The organism is Flavobacterium sp. 120, assembly GCF_003633605.1.
Taxonomy (GTDB): Bacteria; Bacteroidota; Bacteroidia; order Flavobacteriales; family Flavobacteriaceae; genus Flavobacterium; species Flavobacterium algoritolerans.
Genome location: NZ_RBKZ01000001.1, coordinates 3,316,482 through 3,337,928 on the forward strand (window position 1 = coordinate 3,316,482; position 21,447 = coordinate 3,337,928).

Below are 21,447 nucleotides of genomic sequence, written 5' to 3' on the forward strand. Positions count from 1 at the left end.
GTTCGTTTAAGCCGAGTATTTTTACTGAACACTATTCAATAAGTTCTCTTTCGAGGAAATAATTCACAATGGCTTCTTTCATTAAAACCGACTGTTCTCCAGCTTTTAAAGGTGGTAATTCCTCTTTTACTTTGTAATGTGGCCAGCCTTCTTCGTCAAAAAACTCAAATTCATAGAAACCATAAGGCTCTAACAACCTGCAAATCGCAATGTGCATCAGGTTTAATTTTTCGTCTTTTTTGTATTCACTGTGTACTTTTCCAAGTTCTTGTACGCCAATTAGATAAATAATAGCGTCGAGATCTAAATCCTCACCTTGAGAAAATTGATTGGAAAGTATATTTACAAGCTGTTCCCAGCGTTCTTTAAGTTGTGTGTCTCTTGACATTTCTTTAATTATGAGTGACAAATTATGAACTATGAGTCCATAATCTATGAAATTATTTTGAGCAAAGATAAGAACTTGAAAATTGGCAATGGTAAAGAACAATTCTTTTATATTTGCACTTTTATTTTTCTTAATTAAGTATCATGGGATTTTTGGATATTGTTTTGGGCGTACTACTTGCTTTTGCTTTATATAAAGGCATTAGAAATGGTCTTTTTGTGGAATTAGCTTCTTTGGTTTCGTTATTGGCAGGGATTTATTTTGCCATAAAATTTTCGTCATTTATCAAAGAAATCTTAGCCGGATTTGTGAAATGGAATCCCAATACAATCCAGGTAATTGCTTTTATACTCACATTTATACTCGTAGTAATTGGAATATCCCTTTTGGGTAAATTCCTCACCGGAATCGCTGATTTTGCCTTTTTAGGATGGCTAAACAAACTAGGTGGTGGCTTCTTCAGGGTGCTAAAAACAATTTTGATAATAGGAATTGTTTTCAAGGTTTTCGAAAAAATAAACTACCATAATTTTTTAGCCAAAAAAGAAACCTTAGACAAGTCTCTTTTTTATAATCCAATCCAAAAAACAGCAGGATTCATGTATCCTTCGATAGAAAATTGGTATGACGGTTTGAAGAAGAAGTAATCAGTGGTCAATTGAACACTATTATTTCACTTCCTTAATTGCATTGCTTTCAATCCAGCCTTCGGTTCCATCCGTTAGTTGTACTTTTTTCCATTTTCCAATGGTTTCCCCCACATAGACTTTTGTTCCTTCGTGCAACACAAATATTGGCTGACCGCCATTTCTGGGTTCGCTCTTTACATTGGCCATTTCGGCAAAAACAATAGCCGGTTTTTCAGTATCAAAATGACTTTTCTCAAAAATGGTAGACGAAACACTGATTAGAATTAGAAAAAAAAGCACAAACATTCCAAAAAAGAAAATCCTTTTTGAAAGTGTAATTTGTGAAAAATAATACCCAATAAAAAACAACAGGAACGCCGTTGCCAGTCCAACAGAAATCCATGCCCACGTATTGTAATGATAGATTCCCGTAAAATCACGAATCAGCTTTGCAAAACCTACTTTTGGGATTACTTTGATTTCATCGATAGTTCGTTTTTGAGCGAATTTCAAGTTGTTAATAGCATCAGTATTATTTGGATTTAAAACCAATGCTTTTTCATAATTATAAATAGAAGGTGCTACTTTATTCAATTTATAATACACATTCCCTAAATTAAAATACAATTCAGAAGAGTGTTTGCTCTCTGTCAAAACACTTTCATAAGCCGCAACCGCTTCATTATATTTCCCTTTTTGATAATACTCGTTTCCTTTTTCAAAGCCACTTTGGGCAAAGAAAACTTGGGTTGTCAATAATAATATATAAAGTATGTTTTTCATTTTAATGTTATAAGTTGTCGATTAACCATTCTTGCAAATCTACATGAGATTGCTTCGTTCCTCGCAATGACATCGTTGGTTAAGCAATTTGTTTTTCTAAATCTGAAATAATCACTACCGCTTTATCAAAATCCTTTTGTATCGTAACACTTGATGATGGTGCATATCGAGCGATTTCACAGTTTTCCGTAAGTGCAATAAAATCAGTCACCGCTTCAGGATTTGCATTTCTTGACAATAACAATTCTTGAATATTATCCTTACTCATTTCTGAAGTTTCAATATGCAACTTGGCTTTCAAGAAATTATGCATTGCTTTCTCCAGCGCAATGTAAAACAGTTCTTTGTTATTGATTTGTTTCTTGGCTTCCGATAAATATTTCTTTGCCAATCTATTATTCATTCGAATTCTGTTTCCGGTAATATCACCATCAATAGCTTCTTTTTTCTTTTTAAATAATACAATTAAAGGCAACATTAAAAATGGAAAAAAGAACAATCCGTAAAATAAATTAGACCCAAAGAAGTCTTTCTTATTCATTGTCAAAAGATTGCTTTTTAACTTTATGAATTTGAATTGCTCTACTTTGTCTATTTTATTCTTGTTTGTATCCGCACCAGAAGCTATTGTTGCATCAGTAGGAGAAGGACCGTCAAGAACATTAATCATGATCTCTTGAGAACTTAGCGTTTTATAGGTTTTGGAACCCAAATCAAAATAGGTAAATTTTAATGGTTTTATTGGGTAATTCCCTTTGTATTGCGGAACGATGGTGTAGCTGTCCGAAATTTTTCCGGTCATTCCTGAAAGTGGCGTGTTTACTTGTTCGCTATGAACAGCTTCATACATTTCCAGCGCATTGGGAGCTATCGGTTTTGGTAAACTGAATAATTTCAGATTTCCTTTTCCGGTTACACTTACTACTAAGTCCAGGCTTTCTCCGTTTTTTAAATTAGTTTTGGTTGGTGTTACTTTGAAATCAAAATTTCCAACAGCACCCGAGAAATCTTCCGGTTTCCCAGCTTCGGGAAGAGCTTTTACATTTATGGTTTTAGCTCCTGCAGAAACTCTCTTGCTGCCCTCGGTGACAACCATTCGACCAAACATATCCCTGCGATTCGACGGCAATTGAACATCAATATCTAATGACAATGGTTCAATGACCAACTTTCCTGATTTTTGAGGGTACAAAACTATTTTTTTAAGCACTATAAAACGGTATTGTTCCCCTTTAAACATGCCTTCTTCAGCAACAAATCGTTTTATATCAATGTTCTGACTCCAGAAATCATTGTATTTTGGCTTACTAACTTCGTTAGAATTTGTGATTCCGATATTGTTAAAATACAATTTATAAACCACCGTAATGGGCTCGTTTATATATGGATTTGTTTTAGAAATATCAGCAACTAAATAGAGATTTCCATCTGCAGAAACACTGGTATCATTTGGATCTCTAGGCTGTTCCGTTGCTGCGGTAACATTTATTTTTATAGGCGATGTTTTATAGATTTGCCCGTTGTATTCTATAGCGGCTTGCTTGATAACCAACGTCCCTTTTTGATTTGGCAAAAGAAAATAAGAATATATTTTCTCAAAAGAGCTTCTTCCGTTCACCCAAGATTGACTCACTTGCTGACTTGGTCCGGCAATAATTCTAAATCCTTCAAAAGACGGTTGGACAAAATTATCTCCGTCTACATTCATCATAAAATCGATACGAAGTCTCTCGTTTATACCTAGCGTAGCTTTACTCACTCTAGCCTCAAATTGTACTTGAGCACTAAGTAAATTGCACACCATTAAAACTAGTACTGCTATAAATTTTTTCATTTTCAAATTATCTAATTCAACTACCAATCTTTCTCCGTCTTAACTGGTTTTCCTTGTACTTTTTTGGCGTTTACTTTATCCTGTACCTTCTTCTCTTCTTTATTCACTGCATTCAACAAGTTTTCCAGACGTTCTTTAGAAATTCCTCCGGGAGCTGGTTTTGGCTCTCCATTTTCATTTGGCTTAGGATCTTTATTTTGCTTGTCTTTATCTCCCTTATCGTCTTTCTTTTCTTTATCCTTATTGTCTTTTTTATCTTTTTCTCCGTCTTTCTTATCGTCCTTCTTGTCTTTATCGCTCTTTTTGTCGTCTTTTTTATTGTCATCCTTTGGAGGATTTTCTTTCAGCATTTTTTTTGCCAAAGCATAATTATAACGCGTTTCCTCATCTGTTGGATCGTTCCTTAAGGCATTTTTATAGGCTTCAACTGCTTGCGTATAATCCTTTTCATTCATGAAAACATTTCCTAGATTATGAAAGGCTCTATGTTTTTGTGGTCTTGTTTTTGAATTTTTTAAAGATTTAGCGTATGCAAATTTTGCTTCCGAAGATTGTTTTTGTTTATAAATAGTATTTCCAAGATTGAAAGGTGCAGTTGCTTTATTAGGAAATTTTGAATCCGAAATTCTATAATTAGCTTCGGCATCTACAAATTTATTTTCGGCATATTCCTCGTTTGCTTTAGGCAATATTCTATCTTTCTGTTGTGCGTTTGCAACAAAAGAAAAAAGCAATAACAGATATAAAATTATGTTTTTCATTGTGTTTTTAAATGTAAGTGTCAAAGTATACTTAGTGTTTTTGTTCCAATAATGGAGCGCAACTTTATACTTTAAACTTTTTTATTCTCGTTAAATAAATTCAATTTGTTTACCCAACTTGTTTTTCGTTCCAAAAGGAAAATATCCAGAAATAAGAAAACAAAAGCAAAACCTAAAAACCATTGAAATTGCGATTGAAAATCAGCCATTTCTGTCGCTTCAAATTCTGTTTTTTGAATATTATTCAATGCATTCTTAATATATTCAAGCACTTCTTTAGTGTTGTTTCCGTTTACATAACCGCCTTTTGTCGCTTTAGCAATCGCCGTCAGGCTTTCTGGAACTCGTTTCGTTATAACAACCTCATTGTTATTATCTCTTTTGAAACCTTCGACAATTCCATTTCTTTTCAATGGAATCGTACCTCCTTTTTCAGTTCCAACACCAATTGTAATAATTTTAATTCCTAGTTTATTGGCCTCTTCCGCTGCTTCTTCTGCACCTTCATTATGGTCTTCACCATCAGAAATCATAATCAAGAGCTTGCTCGTTTTTTTATCATCAAAATACGTTGATGATAATTTGATGGCCTCGTTGAATGACGTTCCTACCGAAGAAACCATATCCGTATTCATGCTTTGCAAAAACATTTTTGCAACACTATAATCCGTAGTAATCGGCAATACCGGGAAAGCGCTTCCGGCATACGCCACAATTCCTATTCTATCGCTTCCCAATTGATTGATAATTTGCGAAACAATTTGCTTGCTTTTATCCAAACGATTTGGCGCTACATCTTCGGCCAGCATACTTTTGGACACATCCACTGCAAAAACAATGTCGATTCCTTCCCTTTTTACGGTTTCCATTTTGGTACCAATTTTTGGATTTACCAATCCAAGAATTAATCCGGTCAATGCCAAAAGCAATACTCCTAATTTCAAAACCGGTTTAAAAACAGAACTTTCCGGGCTCAGTCTTTTCACCATTTCTAAATCCCCAAATTCGCGCTGTTTTTTTCTTTTCCAATATAAATTAGCCAGAAAAACCAACACCAAAAGTGGCAGTATAAAAAGGAGGTATAAATATTTTTTTTCGTCTAATTCCATAATTTTTTTTAACCGCTAAGTTCACAAAGAAGGCGCAAAGTTTACTAACTATCTAAACTCATTCCCTTAAAGACTTCTAGTCTTTTTTGTTTTTAAATATTATATAAAGCTTTTAAAAACTGTATTTCGCAATCCTAATTCAAACAATAATAAAAAACCGGCTAACCATACAAATGGCCTGAATTTTTCATCATAATCATAAAATTTCAATTCTTCGATTTCAGTGGTTTCAAGCTTGTTTATTGTTGCATAAATTTCGGCTAATTTGCTGTTGCTCGTTGCTCTAAAATATTTTCCACCAGTATTATTAGCAATTTTTCTCATCATTTGCTCATCAATCTCCACTTTCATCATTTGGAAAAGAAATTTTCCATTTGGCGCAATAGCATAAGGAAACATCGCCATTCCGTTTGTCCCAATTCCTATTGTATATACTTTTATTCCGTATTGTTTTGCAATGTCAGAAGCTGTATCCGGTTCAATAAATCCGGCATTATTTACCCCGTCAGTCATCAAAATAACTACTTTACTCTTTGCTTTACTGTCTTTTAATCGGTTTACGGCCGTGGCCAATCCCATTCCTATTCCCGTTCCGTCCACTAAAACATTATCGTATTTTATACTTCTGATAGCATCCAGAATAACTGCTTTATCGCTGGTTACCGGTGTTTTTGTATACGCTTCCGAAGCATACACCACAAGCCCAATTCTATCGTTTGGTCTTTCTTCAACAAAGTCTGACGCCAGTTTTTTAAGTGCTTGCATTCGATCCGGTTTCAAATCTTTAGCAAGCATACTTCCAGAAACGTCAATTGCCATAACAATATCAATTCCTTTGGTCGTTTTTGTTTTATTACTTACATCAACTGTTCTTGGTCTTGCCATAGCAATAATCAAAGAGCACAAAGCCAGAATTCTAAGTACATTCAACATCGGCTTTAACTTTGTCAAATACGATTTCGAACCTTTAAATCCTTGTAACGAACTTATTTTTAATGTGGCTGATTGATGGTTCTTTTTCCGTAACAACCATACAATTGCTACTGGAATCAGAAGAAACAACCAAAAAAACTCTGGGTTTAAAAAAGTTACTTTAGTCATTATTTACTTGCTTGTTTTAATTCGACAGAGTTCAAAACTCGTTCTGATATTTCATTTGCATAGGTATCTCCTTCTTCATGAAAAAGTAAAATCTGTTGTAATCCACCTTCCTGACTAAACAGTAATGCTTCATAATACATTTTTGTACTTGACTTATCATCTCCATTAATTTGCGAAAAAGTACCATAGGCTTTAATGCCTTTAACCCCTTCTTTGGTTTCAAATTCCTCTTGCTTCACAATCATATTTTGGGCGCCTTGAGCTTCCATTGATTGCAATATTCCATCCATAGATTTAGCCAAATCTATTTGTGTCTCCTGTTTAAATTTTAAAGCAGAAACCATCAGATAAAAAGGATCCAAAGCACTTCCATACGCAAAAGACTGCATTTCTTTGATCAAAGCCATTCCATCTTTAGGAAGTGTTTTTGTCAAATCTACTCTCTTAAGCACTTTTGGTGTTTCTATAATAACTCCCGGATTTCCATAATCACTTTTTACCCACTCTCCTTCCAATAATTCTTTGGTAGGATGACCAATGATATTGTCTTTTACATAACTAAATCCTTTGGTTACAACGAAAAAAGTTGTTGTTGCTGCCAATAAAAATACAACAGATGCTACGGCAGTAACAATACGTTTATTTCTTTGTTTGCGCAATTGAATTTGTATCTGCTTTTGTCTTTGCGCTTCATTCAACAACACATCTTCTTCAACTGGTACTTCCACAGGAATTGAATTGTCTAATGTCAGAATTGCTTTTTGAATCTTATTTCGATCCTCGGTAATTTCAAAATCCAGTGGTTTTGACTTGGCAAATTTCACTAAATCGGCTTGTTTCAAAACACGTTCCAGATTTTCGATGATTTCCTGTGAAAGCGTCATTTTCTTTTTGACAGAAGCCGCTCTAAGTCCTTGAATCAATTCTGAAGTCGTACTTTCCATTGCTGGAATTTCTATCGCTTCTTCGATATAATTTCTGGCGATATCCGTCAATTCACTATAATAGGCTTTGACTTCGCCTTTTTGCCAAAGTTCTTTTTTCTCTAAAGTATCCAGCAAACTAGTCGCTTTCTCGATTGGCGTTTTATAAATTTCTTCCTGTAGTTTCTTTTCTTGGCGTTTTTTAATGAACCAATAAACAAACGCTCCAATACCAATAATCAAAGCAAAAATTAACAGGTATTTCCACCAGTCGCCTATTGGATTATCTGCTGGTGCAATGTCCTTAATGTCGAACATTTTTTGTTTCAAAGTATCCACTTGAACATTTGCCACTTCAACCAAAAGCGAATCCGTCATAAACGGCTTGCTGTCGATAAAAATCTTGATACTTGGAACAACATATCTACCGGAATCAAATTGGGTTAAACCGTATTTTTTGATTAACTCATAACGACCATCCATTTTTACAGTATCAATAGGATATGACTGAATCACCTCTAAAGCACCAAAGTTTTTTAGTTTTGGAAAAATCACTTTTGAAGCAGTATCTACCGTTGTTTTTATAGACAGTTTAAACTCGGCACCAATTTTATTTTTAGTTGTATCAATGCTCGTAACTACTTGTTTTTGTTGTGCAAAAACAGCTGTAGAAAGCAGCAATAGTAGTAGGTATAATTGTTTTTTCATCTTTTATTATTGAACCCTTATCTCGATTTAAAGTAACTCAGCAATTTTGTCACATAACTTTCGTCAACTCTAGTGTTTACAACACCTGAACCTGATTTGCTGAATGTTTCTTTAAAATAGTTGACTTTATCGTGGTACTGTTTTTCATAATTCATTCGCACTGCTTTCGAACCGGTATTTATCAATTCGATTGCTCCGGTTTCGGCGTCAAGCATAGAAACCATTCCTAAATCCGGCATTTTTTCTTCTCGAATGTCGTACACGCGAATTCCAGTTATATCGTGTTTTTTAGAGGCTATTTTTAATGTTTGCTCGTAATCTTCTGACATGAAATCAGAAATTACAAACACAATCGCTTTCTTTTTTTGGGTTCCTGATAAAAATTTCAAGGCTTGGGCAATATCTGTCTTACGACTTTTAGGCTGAAATTCTATTAATTCCCGGATGATTCGCAACACGTGTGATCTTCCTTTTTTTGGCGGAATGTATAATTCGATTTCATCCGAAAACAAAATCAAACCTATTTTATCATTGTTTTGAGTTGCCGAAAAAGCCATCGTTGCAGCAATCTCCGTAACAATATCTTTCTTGAATTGATTTTTTGAACCAAAACTTTCTGAACCCGAAATATCAACCATTAACATCATGGTCAATTCGCGCTCTTCCTCAAAAACTTTTACGTGCGCTTCGTTGTAACGCGCAGTTACATTCCAATCAATCGCACGAATATCATCTCCGTACTGGTATTGACGCACTTCACTGAACGTCATTCCACGTCCTTTGAAAGACGTATGATACTCTCCCGAAAAGATGTGATCGCTCAATCTTCGGGTTTTGATTTCTATTTTCCGTACTTTTTTTAAGAGGTCTTTTGTATCCATTTCTTTAGTAATTAGTAATTAGTGAATAGTGAATAGTAACCAACCAAGGCTAATTACTATTCACTTATTACTATTCACTTTTAGGGTACTTCTACTTCGTTTACGATTTTGTTGATGATGTCTACTGAAGTAATATTTTCTGCTTCTGCTTCGTAGGTAACTCCAATTCTGTGACGCAACACATCATGAACTACAGCACGAACATCTTCTGGAATTACATAGCCACGACGTTTGATAAAAGCGTAGCATTTTGCGGCATTCGCCAAATTGATACTTCCACGTGGCGACGCTCCAAAACTGATTAATGGTTTCAAATCAGCCAATTTATATTTCTCTGGGTAACGAGTGGCGAAAATGATATCAAGTATGTATTTTTCTATTTTTTCATCCATATAAACCTCACGAACTGCTTCTTGAGCACGTAAAATTTGTTCTACTGAAACCACAGGATTTACTTTTTCATAACTCCCTTTTAGGTTTTGACGAATCACTAAACGCTCGTCTTCCATTTTTGGATAATCAATAACTGTTTTCAACATGAAACGATCGACTTGAGCTTCAGGCAATTGGTATGTTCCTTCTTGTTCAATTGGATTTTGAGTAGCCAAAACCAAGAATGGTCGGTCTAATTTGAAAGTAGTATCACCAATAGTCACTTGCTTTTCCTGCATGGCTTCCAGTAATGCCGATTGTACTTTGGCAGGCGCACGGTTAATCTCATCGGCAAGGACGAAATTAGCGAAAATTGGTCCTTTTTTTATCGAAAATTCATTGGCTTTAATGTTATAAATCATAGTCCCAACAACATCGGCTGGCAATAAATCCGGGGTAAACTGTATTCTGCTGAAAGATCCGTGTACCGCTTGTGAAAGAGTGTTTATCGCTAATGTTTTTGCTAATCCGGGAACTCCTTCCAGCAGAATGTGCCCCTGACCCAAAAGTCCAATTAACAAACGCTCCACCATATGCTTTTGACCCACGATAACCTTGTTCATTTCCATTGTGAGAAGGTCTATAAAAGCACTCTCTCTTTCTATTTTTTCATTGATTGCTCTGATGTCTAAAGTCGCTGTATTTTCTTCCATTTTATTATTTTTAAAACCTTGAATTTAATGCCCTCGTTTTGATGGTGCAAATTGAATTTTTTTTTAGAAGTAAGATGTTAAAAAATGGTTAAAACTTCGACAAAAGCCCTAATTTTAAGGACGAATTATGATACAATTTTTATATTTTTAAGAACTTTGAAAAATATACCTTGAAATAGCAGATTAATGAATTTCAATAAAAAATAAAAACCATGAATAAAACAAAATTATCACCTATTGTAGCGGGTGTCATGAATTGGGGAATATGGGATAAAAATCTCAATACCAAAGAAATGGAAAACATGATTAATGTATGTTTGGAAAACAAAATTACTACTTTCGATCATGCCGATATATATGGTGATTATACCACCGAATCTGATTTTGGAAAAGCCTTTGCCTCTAGTAAAATTGCCAGAGAAAAAATACAATTAATATCCAAATGTGGTATTCAAATGGTGACGGAAAACCGCATCAACACTATAAAACATTATGAATATTCGAAAGATTATATTATCTGGTCCGTTGAAAATTCATTAAAAAATCTACACACTGATTATCTGGATGTTCTTTTACTCCACAGACCCAGCCCGTTAATGCAAGCGGATGAAATTGCCGAAGCAGTTTTGAAACTAAAATCAGATGGTAAAATCATTGATTTTGGTCTTTCTAATTTCACGGCTTCACAAACCGAATTGATCCGTCAAAAAACAGAAATTTTGTACAATCAAGTGCAGTTTTCGGCCACTAATTTTGAGCCTATGGTGGATGGAAGTTTTGATTATATGCAAGCAAACAACATTCGCCCGATGTCTTGGAATCCGCTTGGATCCGTTTTTAGAGAAGACATTCCACAAACCAGACGTTTGAAAAAATTACTGGCGACCTTAGTTTCAAAATACCATTTTGGGTCAGATACTATTTTGCTTTCCTGGATTTTAAAACACCCTGCTAATGTGATTCCTATTGCCGGAACGGTAAATGTAGCCCGAATTCAATCGCTGATGAAAGCGGTCGAATTAGAACTAGACAAAGAAGATTGGTTTGCCATTTGGGCAGCAAGCATGGGAAATGATGTAGCCTAGAATTAGTGTTCATTTCAGCAACTTTAGAATCTAAAATAGAAAAAAACTCATGACTAAAACAGCCTTAGTGACTGGAGCAACCAGCGGAATTGGTAAAGCGACTGCACAAATATTAGCTAAAAACAACTATAAAATTATTCTTTGCGGACGCCGTGAAGACCGGTTAATCGCTCTTGAAAAAGAACTTTCAGCATTTACTGAAGTGCATACTTTGACCTTTGATGTTCGGGATAAAAAAGCGGTTTTTGAGAGTATCAATTCCATTCCGGAAGCTTTTTCTAAAATTGATGTTTTAATTAATAATGCCGGAAATGCCCATGGTTTAGATCCCATTCAAAACGGAGATTTAGACGATTGGGACGCCATGATTGACATCAATGTAAAAGGGCTTTTATATGTTTCAAAAGCTATAATCCCACAAATGATTGAACTAAAATCAGGTCATATTATCAACATTGGTTCCATCGCCGGAAAAGAAGTATACCCAAACGGAAACGTTTATTGTGCTTCCAAACATGCGGTTGATGCCTTGAACCAAGCCATGCGCATGGACTTAAATCCTTATGGAATTCGGGTGGGAGCAATTCATCCCGGCGCAGTAGAAACCGAATTTAGCGAAGTGCGTTTTAAAGGCGATGCAGACAGAGCGGCCAATGTTTATAAAGGTTTTGAGCCATTACATCCAGAAGATATCGCTGATATTATTCATTTTGTAGTTTCCAGACCGTATCATGTAAATATTGCCGATTTGATGGTCTTGCCAACAGCACAAGCCGCTGCTACAATTTTAAAAAGAGATTGATTATTGTTAATTTTTTATTTCTATTATTATTTATAAACCTTTAAATATGGCGAATTACAATTCTTTTGAGGAAATGGGAATCTATCAATTAGCTAGAGAACAAAGTAATCACGTTTGGCATTTAATTCAAAACACAACTCTTGGTCAAGATTATAAATTAAGGGATCAAATCAATGGTTCTTCTGGGTCAGTTATGGATAATATTGCTGAGGGTTTTGGCCGGGGAGGAAACAAAGAATTTATTACTTTTTTGAGTTATTCAAGAGGTTCATGTTGTGAAACAAAAGCACAATTACAAAGGTCCTTCGATAGAAAACATATCAACGAAGAAAACTATTTGGAGTTAACTTTAAAATCTCAAATTATAATCGACCAAATTTCAAAATTCATGAATTTTTTAAAAAGTTCTGATAGAAAAGGATCAAAATATGATTAATAAATATGTCTTAACAACAATAAAAAATAGAAATAAATAATAAACAATACCAATGATCAACAAACGCATTCTTATTAAAAACCTGCTCGCTCACAATGATGAGAGTAGTTTTTATGATAAAAAGCGCCAGTTGAATTTGCATACACGGGAAGGAAAAGCCAAGTTTTTAAAACACATTTGCGCGCTGTCCAATTCAAATCCCACGAACAATTCCTATATCGTTGTGGGTGTTGAAGATCAAGATAACACTATTGTGGGCGATGACTTTTTTGACGATAGTCGGATTCAGAATTTAGTGAATGCCTATCTGGAAAATCCTCCGAAAATTCAGTACGAAAACGTGCCTTTCCCAAACTTGCCAAAAGATAAAGTTATTGGGCTGGTTACGGTCAAGCCAAAAAGCAAAACTTCCCATTTCAAAAAAGGAATTCACACGATTCCTGCCAACAGTATTTTTATACGGCGAGGCAGTAACACGATGCCTATTGAAGGCGAAATTGAAAAGAATTACCAGAATACGGAAACCGTAATTGGCATCGAAAACAACTCTCGAAACAGCATCGAATACACACTCGATGGCGTGATTGATTTTATGAATTTTCGCCACAAGGATATGGCGCCAAAGTATAAAGTATTCAAAGAATTATTTGTGATTTGCTGGGCAGGAATTGCAAAAAAATCGCGGGACAAAACCTATTTATCACGTGTGGATATTGAATTGATCAATGAACAAATCAAGCTGTTTTATTCGGCTCAGGATGTAGTCGAAATTGTTTATAATGAAGATACTTTCACTATTATTGAATATGTTCCTTTGGGTTTGAATGACAAAACAAGCTATTATCCTTTAGAAAAACAAACGATTCATTTTCATGATAATGGCTATTATAAAATAGAAAGAGAGATGCTTTTTCAGCCGCCGGAATTCAACAAAAAAATGTTATTTCATATTTACAATGCCAATATTACTTTGCTGAACAAACTCCAAAAAGGACTTTCATTATCTGAGCGGGAACACAAAGATTTAGAAAACTTGCCCTCAACATTTATGATTTGTTACCTCAACGGTTTTGAAGAAGCCAAACAAAAACTGATAGATGCAAAAACACTGATAAAACCTTTCAATCAAGTGTATTTATCGTTTAAAGAAGCATTACGGATTTTGAGAAAGATGAAATATGATGTACAGTAAATACACTTATTTTATAGATTTTACTCGGCAAGAAAATCCAATATATAAGCATTAATTTCTTTTTTCTGCCTTTTATTTCCTCTGTCATTCATGTCATTATGAATGGTATTGGGGAGTTTAATAATTTTTATTCCGAACTTTTTCTGCTCTTCAACAGTAGGTAAAACTCCCTCGTCAGCAGGCTGGTCACTAGAACGAAGCGAGTAGATTTTAGGCTGAAAAGTTCTGGGTAATTCCATTCTGCGGTTGTCCAATGAAATTATTTTATTGGCCAAATTTGGGTATTTATGAGCAAATAAAACCGTCAAATCACCTCCATTGGAATGTCCAACTAGGTTTACATGTTTGAAATCTAATTCTGGTTTTATTCTTTTCAGTTCATTAAAAACAAACAGGATATTCTCTGCTCCTCTTTCCCAATTTGATCGTCGTACCACTTGAGGAATTCCTGTCAAAGGCAACAAATCATCAGTTGGTAATTCATGCTGAATACTCACTACAAAATAGCCTTTGGACGCTAATTTTTTCGTCAGATAGGAATACGATTTATTTGCGCTTGGTTTATTTTCTCCATAACCGTGACTCACAATTACCAATTGTTGATTTGAAATTTTATCCTTTACAATTGGGGAATAAAACGCAACCGGAATCAACCTGTTTCTGGAACTGTCCAACCAACTGGCACTATCTGATTTGACCTCAAATGCTTGGTTATTGAGTTTGGTATTGGTTGTGTTTTTATGGGATGTACAACTTAACAAAAAGAGACAAAATAGTATTTGCAGGTATATTTTCATGTTAATTTGGAGCATTTATCTGATTGAAAAATGGTTTTTAAAATGACAGTATTGATTTATTATTCTAAATCAAAGCCAACAATTCTTTTAAAACCTGACTGATTATTTTAGCCAAAAGTAACGATAACGCAAGAAGTGCACTCATTTTATAGCGGTTTATTTTTTGTAAAGTTAATCTTAAAAAATAAAAAAAACATCACCTAAAACAGTGATATTTTGTTCCCTGATTAAAACAGCATTCTGAAGAAATTCCTATTCTGTTTTTCATAAAAATTACAATCTTTAAAATACCGTTTCTTTTAATTTATTTAAAAAAATAAGTTAAAGTAGCATACTTCATCACTCTTTTACTTAATTTTATGACTTGGAAACAGCGTTATTTTTTGGCTGTTTTTACACTAATAAAGAACATTTTGTACATGAGAACACTTGTTATAGGCGATATCCACGGTGGTTTACGAGCATTACACCAAATTATGGAGAGAGCCAACGTTACTAAAAACGACACTCTGATTTTTCTGGGAGATTATGTTGATGGCTGGAGCCAATCCCCTCAGGTACTCGATTTTATAATTGATTTAAAAACCAAACAAAATTGCGTTTGCATTCGCGGGAATCATGATGATTTATTGCTGGAATGGCTTGACGAAAGTAAAGACAATCTGTTGTGGTACAAACATGGTGGTGAAGCGACTGTTTTGGCCTACGAATCCGTTAGCGCTGAAACTAAGCAAAAACATATTGAATTCTTGAAATCATTACAAAATTTTTATCTGGACGAGCAACGCCGTTTGTTTGTTCATGCTGGTTTTACCAATATGAACGGTGTCGATTTTGAATATTTTCCAGGGCTTTTTTATTGGGATAGAACCTTATGGGAAACAGCTTTGGCATTAGACAAAACTCTGAAAACGGATGACATTTTCTACCCAAAACGTCTTACGCTATACAACGAAATTTATATTGGTCACACGCCCGTTACGCGAATAGGCGAAACAACCCCAATTCAAAAAGCAAATATTTGGAATGTGGATACTGGCGCTGCCTTCAAAGGTCCATTAACCATTATGGATGTTGACACCAAGGAATTCTGGCAAAGCGAACCCTTGAATCAATTGTATTTTGACGAAAAAGGAAGAAATTAGGTTTTATTGCGCTACTTTTGCACCCACTTAAAAAATTAAAAGTATGAAAAAGATTACCACATTAGTATTGCTATTGACAGTTGGTTTGATCAATGCACAGGCTTTCAAAGGAAAAGGAGATGTTAAATTTGATGTTGGAGGCAACTTTCAAAACGGAGGATCTGGAATTCGTGTTTCTTCTGATTTTGGAGTTGGAGAAAACATGTCTTTCGGATTTGTGACTTCTTATTTGTTATCCGTTTCTAATGATGATTTAGGAAACAAACCTGATTTTGGAGACAGAGTAGATATTAAAGGACGATTCAATGCAAACTTGGGAAATGTTTTTCAATTTGATCCAAAAATGGATATTTACCCGGGATTGGATTTAGGGCTACGAAATTTTGGTGCGCATTTAGGATTCCGTTATTTCTTTACGGAAGGTTTTGGTATTTTCTCCGAAGCTGGAATTCCAATCGCAACTTATAAAACGGATGCCGTAGGTTTTGATAAATTAAACAACCAATTTACGTTTAATATTGGCGCTTCTTTCAATCTGTAAAAAAGATTATTTGCAACGTTTACGAAGCAATTTGAATAAAAAAAGGCAATTTGAATAGTTCAAATTGCCTTTTTTAGTTTGTTCTATTTTGTTTCTACAAATCAAATTTGATTCCTTGTGCCAATGGCAATTGGGTTCCGTAATTGATCGTATTAGTTTGTCTTCTCATGTAGGCTTTCCAGGCATCAGAACCAGATTCGCGTCCACCACCAGTTTCTTTTTCACCACCAAAAGCACCACCAATTTCTGCTCCTGAAGTACCAATATTTACATTGGCAATTCCACAATCAGAACCCGATTGAGAAAGGAACAATTCCATTTCTCTCATGCTGTTTGTAAAAATAGAAGATGAAAGTCCTTGTGGAACTCCGTTTTGCAATGCAATCGCTTCTTCAATTGTGCTGTACTTCATTACATATAAAATAGGGGCAAAAGTTTCTGTTTGAACGATGTCAAAGTGATTCTCAGCTTCAATGATACATGGTCTTACATAACAACCACTTTCATATCCTTCGCCTTCAACCAATCCGCCTTCAACGATGATTTTTCCGCCTTCTTTTTTGGCGCTTTCAATCGCATCCAAATAATCCTTAACAGCTCCTTTATCGATAAGTGGCCCAACGTGATTATTCTCATCTAATGGATTTCCTATTTGCAATTGACCGTACGCGTTTTTCAATACGCTGATGGTTTTGTCATACACACTTTCGTGAATGATTAAACGTCTGGTCGATGTACAACGTTGTCCTGCTGTTCCTACCGCTCCAAAAACGGCTCCAACCAATACCATACTGATATCCGCATGTTCCGAAACAATAATCGCATTGTTTCCTCCTAATTCAAGGATGGTATTTCCAAAACGTTCTGCAACGGTTTTTGATACGTGACGTCCTATTCTGGTTGATCCTGTAAAAGAAACCAACGAAATTCTTTTGTCATTATTGATTAAATCTCCTGATTCGTTACCTGTTACTAAACAACTAACACCTTCGGGAACGTTATTTCTTTTTAAAACTGTTTTGATAATATTTTGACAAGCCACTCCACATAAAGGTACTTTTGAACTTGGTTTCCAAATCGCAACATCACCACAAACCCAAGCAATCATTGCGTTCCAACTCCAAACTGCTACCGGAAAGTTAAACGCCGAAATAATTCCAACCGTTCCTATTGGATGGTATTGCTCATACATTCTGTGCAAAGGTCTTTCAGAATGCATGGTTAATCCGTACAATTGACGGGATAATCCCACCGCAAAATCACAGATATCAATCATTTCTTGTACTTCACCATATCCTTCCTGAAGACTTTTTCCCATTTCATAAGAAACTAGTTTCCCAAGAGGCTCTTTGAATTTTCTTAATTCATCTCCCATCTGACGAACGATATCACCTCTTTTAGGAGCTGGAACCATACGCCATTCTAAAAACGCTTCCGAAGCTTTTTGCATTGCTTTTTCATAATCTTCTTTAGAAGACGTTTTTACTTTTCCAATTAAAGTCCCATCTGCTGGCGAATAACTTTCGATGATTTTTCCGTTGGCAAAATTAGCTGCTCCAGTTGATGTTCCTTCATTTATCTCCTCAATCCCTAATTGCTTAAGGGCTTCTTTGATTCCGAATTGATCTGCTATTGTTATCATTGTAACTTTTTTATTAAAAATTGTTATATTTTTTTACAAATATATTGATTTAAGGTGAAAAACTAAACATTGCTACTTTTATTTTACGCTTTTTAGCCGCAATAGTAGTGGCATCCTTTTGTAGTTTCGTTTTTTTACGAGACCACAAAAGATAAAACGGATAGCGGGGCACGAGCGAAGCGAACTGACGAAGTAAATAGCTCCTAAAACTGAAATAAATTCAGCATTAAATTATTTCTTGGCAACAAATCTTGGATCTGTTTCCATTACACTGCCACATTTTTCGCAGGTTCTCAACTTTTCTGAATTGTAAAAATGTTCAAAATGAGGCAAGAAATCATTCTCGATATTATGCAGTTCAAAATAAACCTCATGTAGCTTGTGATTGCAGGTATCACAAAACCACAATAACCCATCCGTATATCCTTTTCCGGCTCTTTTTCGTTCGATGACAAGTCCTATAGAACCTTCGGAACGTACAGGAGAATGCGGAATTTTAGCAGGATTAAGGTACATATCACCGGCACGCAATTCCATTTCTTTGCGCACACCATCTTCTTGAATAATCACTTTGATGGTGCCTTCAAGTTGGTAAAATAACTCTTCGGTTTCGTTGTAATGATAGTCTTTTCGGGCGTTTGGACCCGCAACAATCATAACGATATAATCACCGGATTCCCTGTACAAGTTTCTATTACCAACTGGTGGTTTTAGGAGATGACGGTTTTCGTTAATCCATTTATTGAGGTTGAAAGGTTTTGCAATTGCCATGATTTTTATTTTAAATGTAAAGTTATGAAATAATAAATCGTTATTTTTTTTCCTTAATCAAATAAATATACACCGGAAAATGGTCGCTAAACCCTATTTCGGTGTTAGAATGTCGCAACGGATACCCTTTATATTGTCCGCTGGTTTGAATCAAAAATGACTTATTATAAATTCCGGCTTTCCAATATCGAAAGCTCGAATAATCTGATTGCAGTAAAGTTTCGGAAACCATTATTTGGTCAAAAACATCCCATGCATCCCGAAATGCGATGGTTCCAAATCCTTTTTTGGCCATTTCTTCGAATGGATTGTAAATCCCAAAAGGAAGTACTTCTGCTTTTTTTGCTTTGGCTCCAAGCCCAATTTTGACACTTTTATTATACGGACCGTCATTTAAATCGCCCAAAGTAATCACTTTTGCATTTGGATTTATACGTTGCAACGAATCGACTATTTTTCGGTTTAATGCTCCGGCGGCTTCCCGAAACGGACTTGATTTTTTCTCTCCGCCAGAACGGGATGGCCAGTGATTGACAATAATATTGATTTCCTCGCCGTCCAGGAATCCGGTTACCAACAATTGATCTCGTGTATAGACCCGATAATTTTTCGTGCTTATTTGCAATTCATCATCTGTTTTTTCTTCGAAACTGGCTTTCGAACTTTCATTCGTATTTCCGCTTTCTTTATAAATGTATAACGGAATATTACTGTAACTCGTGGGTTGAAATTTCTTTTTTTGATACAACAGCGCCACATCAATTCCTCTTTTGTCAGGCGAATCAAAATGGATGATGCCGTAGTCTTTCTCGATTAATTTGGGCTGTTTGACTAAATCTTCCAAAACGCTTCTGTTCTCAATTTCGCAACCGCCAATAAAAGTGGGCGAATCAGTATTTTCAGCAGAACCAATCTCAGATAAAACGCGGGCTAAATTTCCCAGTTTCTTTTCGTATTTATCAAATGTCCAGCGTTGCAAACCTGTTGGCGTCCATTCTTCATCAAAAGTGGCAGGGTCATTTATAGTGTCAAAAAGGTTCTCGAAATTATAAAATGCGACGGTATGAATGACGTATTTTTTCTGTTGTGCAGTAGATTTTACTATTGGAAAAAATAAAAAAAGAACAGGAATCCAGTACGTAATTCTCATAGGCATCATTTATTTCCAGTAGTTGATTAGATTCCTTTTTGAATCTCTTTATTGTAAAAATAGTCATTTGGGCGTGAACTTAAACTTATTTTCTAATTGTCTATCTTTGTTTTTGTCTTTTAAGACTCCATGATTCCAATTATTTTAGAAAAACAATAAAACATGAATGCAAACCGATTTACTTTTACACTACACCATTCTGTTTTATATAAATTTCTATTCCTTATTTTTGTTTTACAATCTTTCAACAGTCAAGCCCAATACAAAATGATTACACCACCAAGTTTACAAAAAGGAGATACCGTAGCAATTTTGGCAACTGCCAGAAAAAATATAGATGACAACTTGAAACCCGCCATCGATTTGTTGCACAGTTGGGGACTGGAAGTTGTTATTGGCAGCACCATAGGTTTAGACAACGATCAATTAGCCGGAACTGACGAACAACGCGCTGCCGATTTTCAGCAACAACTGGACAACCCAAATATCAAAGCCATTTGGTGTGTAAAAGGCGGATATGGAACTGTACGAATGATTGATTTATTGGATTTTACTGCGTTCAAAAAAAATCCAAAATGGATTGTTGGATTTAGCGATGTCACCGTTTTACACAATCATTTGAATACTATGGGTTACAAATCCATTCACGGAATCATGCCAATAACCGCTCCTAGAGCAACTCCTCAAGCCATAGAAACACTGCGAATTGCGTTATTTGGCGAAAAATTGTCGTACGAAATAGATCCTTTCCTGATGAACAGACCCGGAAAAGCTACCGGAGAATTAGTGGGCGGAAATTTATCGATTCTATACAGTTTGTTTGGCTCACCATCAGCGATTGACTGCGCTGATAAAATCTTGTTTATAGAAGATTTAGACGAATATTTGTATCATATTGACCGCATGATGATGAATTTAAAACGAAACGGTTGTCTCGAAAGCATTAAAGGAATTGTTGTGGGTTCCATGACAAAAATGAAGGATAATGATATTCCATGGGGGAAAAATGCCATTGAAATTATCGAGGATGTTACCAAAAAATACAATATTCCTATCTTGTATAATTTTCCAGCCGGTCATATTCAAGACAATAGAGCTTTAATTTTAGGGAATAATGTCACTATTAATGTCAATGAAAAATGCAGTACGGTGGTTTTTGAATAATGGCAATTTGATTTTTGATTGCAGAAGTTTATAAACTGAATAATGCAACTGAACACTGAAAACTTTTTTATGGCAGAACACAACGAGCTCGGAAAACTTGGAGAAGAAATGGCAGTTGAATTTCTTAGGAAAGACGGCTATACTATTTTAGAAACCAACTGGACCTTTCAAAAAGCCGAAATAGACATTCTCGCCCAAAAAGAAAATACACTCGCCGTTGTCGAAGTCAAAACACGTTCCTCTTTGGAATTTGGTTTGCCTCAGGATTTTGTAAAACCAAAAAAAATTCAGCTACTTGTAAAGGCCGTAGACGCTTTTGTAAACGAAAGAAATTTAGATGTTGAAGTCCGTTTTGACATAATTGCTATCCATAAAGAAGGTAAATCTTTTGTAATTGAGCACCTTATAGATGCTTTTTTTCATTTTTAAGTAATTTTTTGAATGTTATATTTGTAACAAATTGTTTTTTTATTTACATTTGCCATGTTTTTAACACACAACTAACTAAACTTACAAATCT

22 protein-coding genes are annotated in these 21,447 nt (G+C 35.2%); 9 read left to right on the forward strand and 13 right to left on the reverse strand.

Going from position 1 to position 21,447, the window contains the following annotated elements; translation table 11 throughout:
- Positions 1 to 31 precede the first annotated feature (31 nt).
- Positions 32 to 388, reverse strand: coding sequence for a hypothetical protein (locus tag C8C87_RS14245; RefSeq protein ID WP_099714087.1), 357 nt, complete (start codon positions 386 to 388; stop codon positions 32 to 34).
- Positions 389 to 531: 143 nt separating this feature from the next.
- Between C8C87_RS14245 and C8C87_RS14250 the strand changes: the two genes are divergently transcribed.
- Positions 532 to 1,035 carry a CvpA family protein gene (locus C8C87_RS14250; RefSeq protein ID WP_121343038.1) on the forward strand — a complete coding sequence of 168 codons (504 nt, stop codon included), beginning with the start codon at positions 532 to 534 and terminating at the stop codon, positions 1,033 to 1,035.
- A 21-nt stretch (positions 1,036 to 1,056) separates the two neighbouring features.
- Here C8C87_RS14250 and C8C87_RS14255 read toward each other — a convergent pair whose 3' ends face one another.
- From C8C87_RS14255 to C8C87_RS14290, 8 genes are all read right to left on the reverse strand, one after another.
- On the reverse strand, positions 1,057 to 1,800 hold the full coding sequence (locus C8C87_RS14255; protein WP_121343039.1) for a tetratricopeptide repeat protein: 744 nt from the start codon (positions 1,798 to 1,800) through the stop codon (positions 1,057 to 1,059).
- Positions 1,801 to 1,879: 79 nt separating this feature from the next.
- The gene (locus C8C87_RS14260; RefSeq protein WP_121343040.1) at positions 1,880 to 3,634 is read right to left on the reverse strand and encodes a BatD family protein; all 1,755 of its coding nucleotides are present in this window, start codon (positions 3,632 to 3,634) and stop codon (positions 1,880 to 1,882) included.
- A gap of 20 nt (positions 3,635 to 3,654) precedes the next feature.
- Positions 3,655 to 4,395 (reverse strand): tetratricopeptide repeat protein, encoded by a 741-nt coding sequence (locus tag C8C87_RS14265; protein ID WP_099714083.1) that lies wholly within the window; start codon positions 4,393 to 4,395, stop codon positions 3,655 to 3,657.
- 71 nt (positions 4,396 to 4,466) lie between these two features.
- Complete coding sequence (locus C8C87_RS14270) at positions 4,467 to 5,504, reverse strand: VWA domain-containing protein (RefSeq protein ID WP_121343041.1); 1,038 nt, start codon at positions 5,502 to 5,504, stop codon at positions 4,467 to 4,469.
- Positions 5,505 to 5,603: 99 nt separating this feature from the next.
- Positions 5,604 to 6,605: a VWA domain-containing protein gene (locus C8C87_RS14275; protein WP_099714081.1), complete on the reverse strand. Its 1,002-nt coding sequence runs from the start codon at positions 6,603 to 6,605 to the stop codon at positions 5,604 to 5,606.
- Positions 6,605 to 8,236, reverse strand: a complete 1,632-nt coding sequence (locus C8C87_RS14280) for a hypothetical protein (RefSeq protein WP_121343042.1) — start codon at positions 8,234 to 8,236, stop codon at positions 6,605 to 6,607. The genes C8C87_RS14275 and C8C87_RS14280 overlap by 1 nt, the downstream gene beginning before the upstream one ends.
- 17 nt (positions 8,237 to 8,253) lie before the next feature.
- Positions 8,254 to 9,117, reverse strand: a complete 864-nt coding sequence (locus C8C87_RS14285) for a DUF58 domain-containing protein (protein ID WP_099714078.1) — start codon at positions 9,115 to 9,117, stop codon at positions 8,254 to 8,256.
- An 80-nt stretch (positions 9,118 to 9,197) separates the two neighbouring features.
- The gene (locus C8C87_RS14290) at positions 9,198 to 10,202 is read right to left on the reverse strand and encodes a MoxR family ATPase (protein WP_121343043.1); all 1,005 of its coding nucleotides are present in this window, start codon (positions 10,200 to 10,202) and stop codon (positions 9,198 to 9,200) included.
- Positions 10,203 to 10,414: 212 nt separating this feature from the next.
- Here C8C87_RS14290 and C8C87_RS14295 point away from each other — a divergent pair, with 212 nt between their 5' ends.
- The 4 genes from C8C87_RS14295 to C8C87_RS14310 are packed head-to-tail and all read left to right on the forward strand — an operon-like array spanning position 10,415 to position 13,717.
- Positions 10,415 to 11,287: an aldo/keto reductase family oxidoreductase gene (locus tag C8C87_RS14295; RefSeq protein ID WP_099714076.1), complete on the forward strand. Its 873-nt coding sequence runs from the start codon at positions 10,415 to 10,417 to the stop codon at positions 11,285 to 11,287.
- Positions 11,288 to 11,336: 49 nt separating this feature from the next.
- Entirely contained in the window at positions 11,337 to 12,089 is a 753-nt protein-coding gene (locus tag C8C87_RS14300; protein ID WP_121343044.1) for an SDR family NAD(P)-dependent oxidoreductase, read from the forward strand.
- 46 nt (positions 12,090 to 12,135) lie between these two features.
- Positions 12,136 to 12,525 (forward strand): four helix bundle protein, encoded by a 390-nt coding sequence (locus C8C87_RS14305; RefSeq protein ID WP_121343045.1) that lies wholly within the window; start codon positions 12,136 to 12,138, stop codon positions 12,523 to 12,525.
- Positions 12,526 to 12,577: 52 nt separating this feature from the next.
- Positions 12,578 to 13,717 carry an ATP-binding protein gene (locus C8C87_RS14310; protein WP_121343046.1) on the forward strand — a complete coding sequence of 380 codons (1,140 nt, stop codon included), beginning with the start codon at positions 12,578 to 12,580 and terminating at the stop codon, positions 13,715 to 13,717.
- Between the two features lie 20 nt (positions 13,718 to 13,737).
- On the opposite strand, the gene C8C87_RS14315 is transcribed toward C8C87_RS14310, so the two are convergent.
- Entirely contained in the window at positions 13,738 to 14,514 is a 777-nt protein-coding gene (locus tag C8C87_RS14315) for an alpha/beta hydrolase (RefSeq protein ID WP_121343047.1), read from the reverse strand.
- Positions 14,515 to 14,933: 419 nt separating this feature from the next.
- Here C8C87_RS14315 and C8C87_RS14320 point away from each other — a divergent pair, with 419 nt between their 5' ends.
- Entirely contained in the window at positions 14,934 to 15,659 is a 726-nt protein-coding gene (locus C8C87_RS14320) for a metallophosphoesterase family protein (RefSeq protein ID WP_121343389.1), read from the forward strand.
- 43 nt (positions 15,660 to 15,702) lie between these two features.
- Positions 15,703 to 16,200 (forward strand): DUF6646 family protein, encoded by a 498-nt coding sequence (locus tag C8C87_RS14325; protein WP_099714072.1) that lies wholly within the window; start codon positions 15,703 to 15,705, stop codon positions 16,198 to 16,200.
- A 94-nt stretch (positions 16,201 to 16,294) separates the two neighbouring features.
- On the opposite strand, the gene C8C87_RS14330 is transcribed toward C8C87_RS14325, so the two are convergent.
- The 3 genes from C8C87_RS14330 to C8C87_RS14340 all read right to left on the reverse strand — a co-directional run bounded on the left by C8C87_RS14330 (position 16,295) and on the right by C8C87_RS14340 (position 19,763).
- Positions 16,295 to 17,842: an aldehyde dehydrogenase family protein gene (locus tag C8C87_RS14330; RefSeq protein ID WP_099714071.1), complete on the reverse strand. Its 1,548-nt coding sequence runs from the start codon at positions 17,840 to 17,842 to the stop codon at positions 16,295 to 16,297.
- A gap of 231 nt (positions 17,843 to 18,073) precedes the next feature.
- Positions 18,074 to 18,613, reverse strand: a complete 540-nt coding sequence (locus tag C8C87_RS14335; RefSeq protein ID WP_099714070.1) for a 3-hydroxyanthranilate 3,4-dioxygenase — start codon at positions 18,611 to 18,613, stop codon at positions 18,074 to 18,076.
- Between the two features lie 40 nt (positions 18,614 to 18,653).
- Positions 18,654 to 19,763, reverse strand: a complete 1,110-nt coding sequence (locus tag C8C87_RS14340; RefSeq protein ID WP_121343390.1) for an endonuclease/exonuclease/phosphatase family protein — start codon at positions 19,761 to 19,763, stop codon at positions 18,654 to 18,656.
- Positions 19,764 to 20,030: 267 nt separating this feature from the next.
- Between C8C87_RS14340 and C8C87_RS14345 the strand changes: the two genes are divergently transcribed.
- Together C8C87_RS14345 and C8C87_RS14350 are read left to right on the forward strand one after the other, a co-directional pair.
- Positions 20,031 to 20,927: an LD-carboxypeptidase gene (locus tag C8C87_RS14345; RefSeq protein ID WP_199716400.1), complete on the forward strand. Its 897-nt coding sequence runs from the start codon at positions 20,031 to 20,033 to the stop codon at positions 20,925 to 20,927.
- A gap of 69 nt (positions 20,928 to 20,996) precedes the next feature.
- Positions 20,997 to 21,356 carry a YraN family protein gene (locus C8C87_RS14350; protein WP_099714068.1) on the forward strand — a complete coding sequence of 120 codons (360 nt, stop codon included), beginning with the start codon at positions 20,997 to 20,999 and terminating at the stop codon, positions 21,354 to 21,356.
- The last annotated feature ends 91 nt before the right edge of the window (positions 21,357 to 21,447 follow it).

Excerpts from the sequence above, each read along its gene's own strand:
- C8C87_RS14345 (WP_199716400.1), top strand. The coding sequence starts at position 20,031 with ATGATTACACCACCAAGTTTACAAAAAGGAGATACCGTAGCAATTTTG.
- C8C87_RS14350 (WP_099714068.1), top strand. The coding sequence starts at position 20,997 with ATGGCAGAACACAACGAGCTCGGAAAACTTGGAGAAGAAATGGCAGTT.
- C8C87_RS14265 (WP_099714083.1), bottom strand. The coding sequence starts at position 4,395 with ATGAAAAACATAATTTTATATCTGTTATTGCTTTTTTCTTTTGTTGCA.
- C8C87_RS14245 (WP_099714087.1), bottom strand. The coding sequence starts at position 388 with ATGTCAAGAGACACACAACTTAAAGAACGCTGGGAACAGCTTGTAAAT.
- C8C87_RS14305 (WP_121343045.1), top strand. The coding sequence starts at position 12,136 with ATGGCGAATTACAATTCTTTTGAGGAAATGGGAATCTATCAATTAGCT.
- C8C87_RS14335 (WP_099714070.1), bottom strand. The coding sequence starts at position 18,613 with ATGGCAATTGCAAAACCTTTCAACCTCAATAAATGGATTAACGAAAAC.
- C8C87_RS14310 (WP_121343046.1), top strand. The coding sequence starts at position 12,578 with ATGATCAACAAACGCATTCTTATTAAAAACCTGCTCGCTCACAATGAT.
- C8C87_RS14340 (WP_121343390.1), bottom strand. The coding sequence starts at position 19,763 with ATGAGAATTACGTACTGGATTCCTGTTCTTTTTTTATTTTTTCCAATA.
- C8C87_RS14300 (WP_121343044.1), top strand. The coding sequence starts at position 11,337 with ATGACTAAAACAGCCTTAGTGACTGGAGCAACCAGCGGAATTGGTAAA.
- C8C87_RS14320 (WP_121343389.1), top strand. The coding sequence starts at position 14,934 with ATGAGAACACTTGTTATAGGCGATATCCACGGTGGTTTACGAGCATTA.
- C8C87_RS14270 (WP_121343041.1), bottom strand. The coding sequence starts at position 5,504 with ATGGAATTAGACGAAAAAAAATATTTATACCTCCTTTTTATACTGCCA.
- C8C87_RS14260 (WP_121343040.1), bottom strand. The coding sequence starts at position 3,634 with ATGAAAAAATTTATAGCAGTACTAGTTTTAATGGTGTGCAATTTACTT.
- C8C87_RS14280 (WP_121343042.1), bottom strand. The coding sequence starts at position 8,236 with ATGAAAAAACAATTATACCTACTACTATTGCTGCTTTCTACAGCTGTT.
- C8C87_RS14285 (WP_099714078.1), bottom strand. The coding sequence starts at position 9,117 with ATGGATACAAAAGACCTCTTAAAAAAAGTACGGAAAATAGAAATCAAA.
- C8C87_RS14255 (WP_121343039.1), bottom strand. The coding sequence starts at position 1,800 with ATGAAAAACATACTTTATATATTATTATTGACAACCCAAGTTTTCTTT.
- C8C87_RS14290 (WP_121343043.1), bottom strand. The coding sequence starts at position 10,202 with ATGGAAGAAAATACAGCGACTTTAGACATCAGAGCAATCAATGAAAAA.
- C8C87_RS14315 (WP_121343047.1), bottom strand. The coding sequence starts at position 14,514 with ATGAAAATATACCTGCAAATACTATTTTGTCTCTTTTTGTTAAGTTGT.
- C8C87_RS14295 (WP_099714076.1), top strand. The coding sequence starts at position 10,415 with ATGAATAAAACAAAATTATCACCTATTGTAGCGGGTGTCATGAATTGG.
- C8C87_RS14325 (WP_099714072.1), top strand. The coding sequence starts at position 15,703 with ATGAAAAAGATTACCACATTAGTATTGCTATTGACAGTTGGTTTGATC.
- C8C87_RS14250 (WP_121343038.1), top strand. The coding sequence starts at position 532 with ATGGGATTTTTGGATATTGTTTTGGGCGTACTACTTGCTTTTGCTTTA.
- C8C87_RS14275 (WP_099714081.1), bottom strand. The coding sequence starts at position 6,605 with ATGACTAAAGTAACTTTTTTAAACCCAGAGTTTTTTTGGTTGTTTCTT.
- C8C87_RS14330 (WP_099714071.1), bottom strand. The coding sequence starts at position 17,842 with ATGATAACAATAGCAGATCAATTCGGAATCAAAGAAGCCCTTAAGCAA.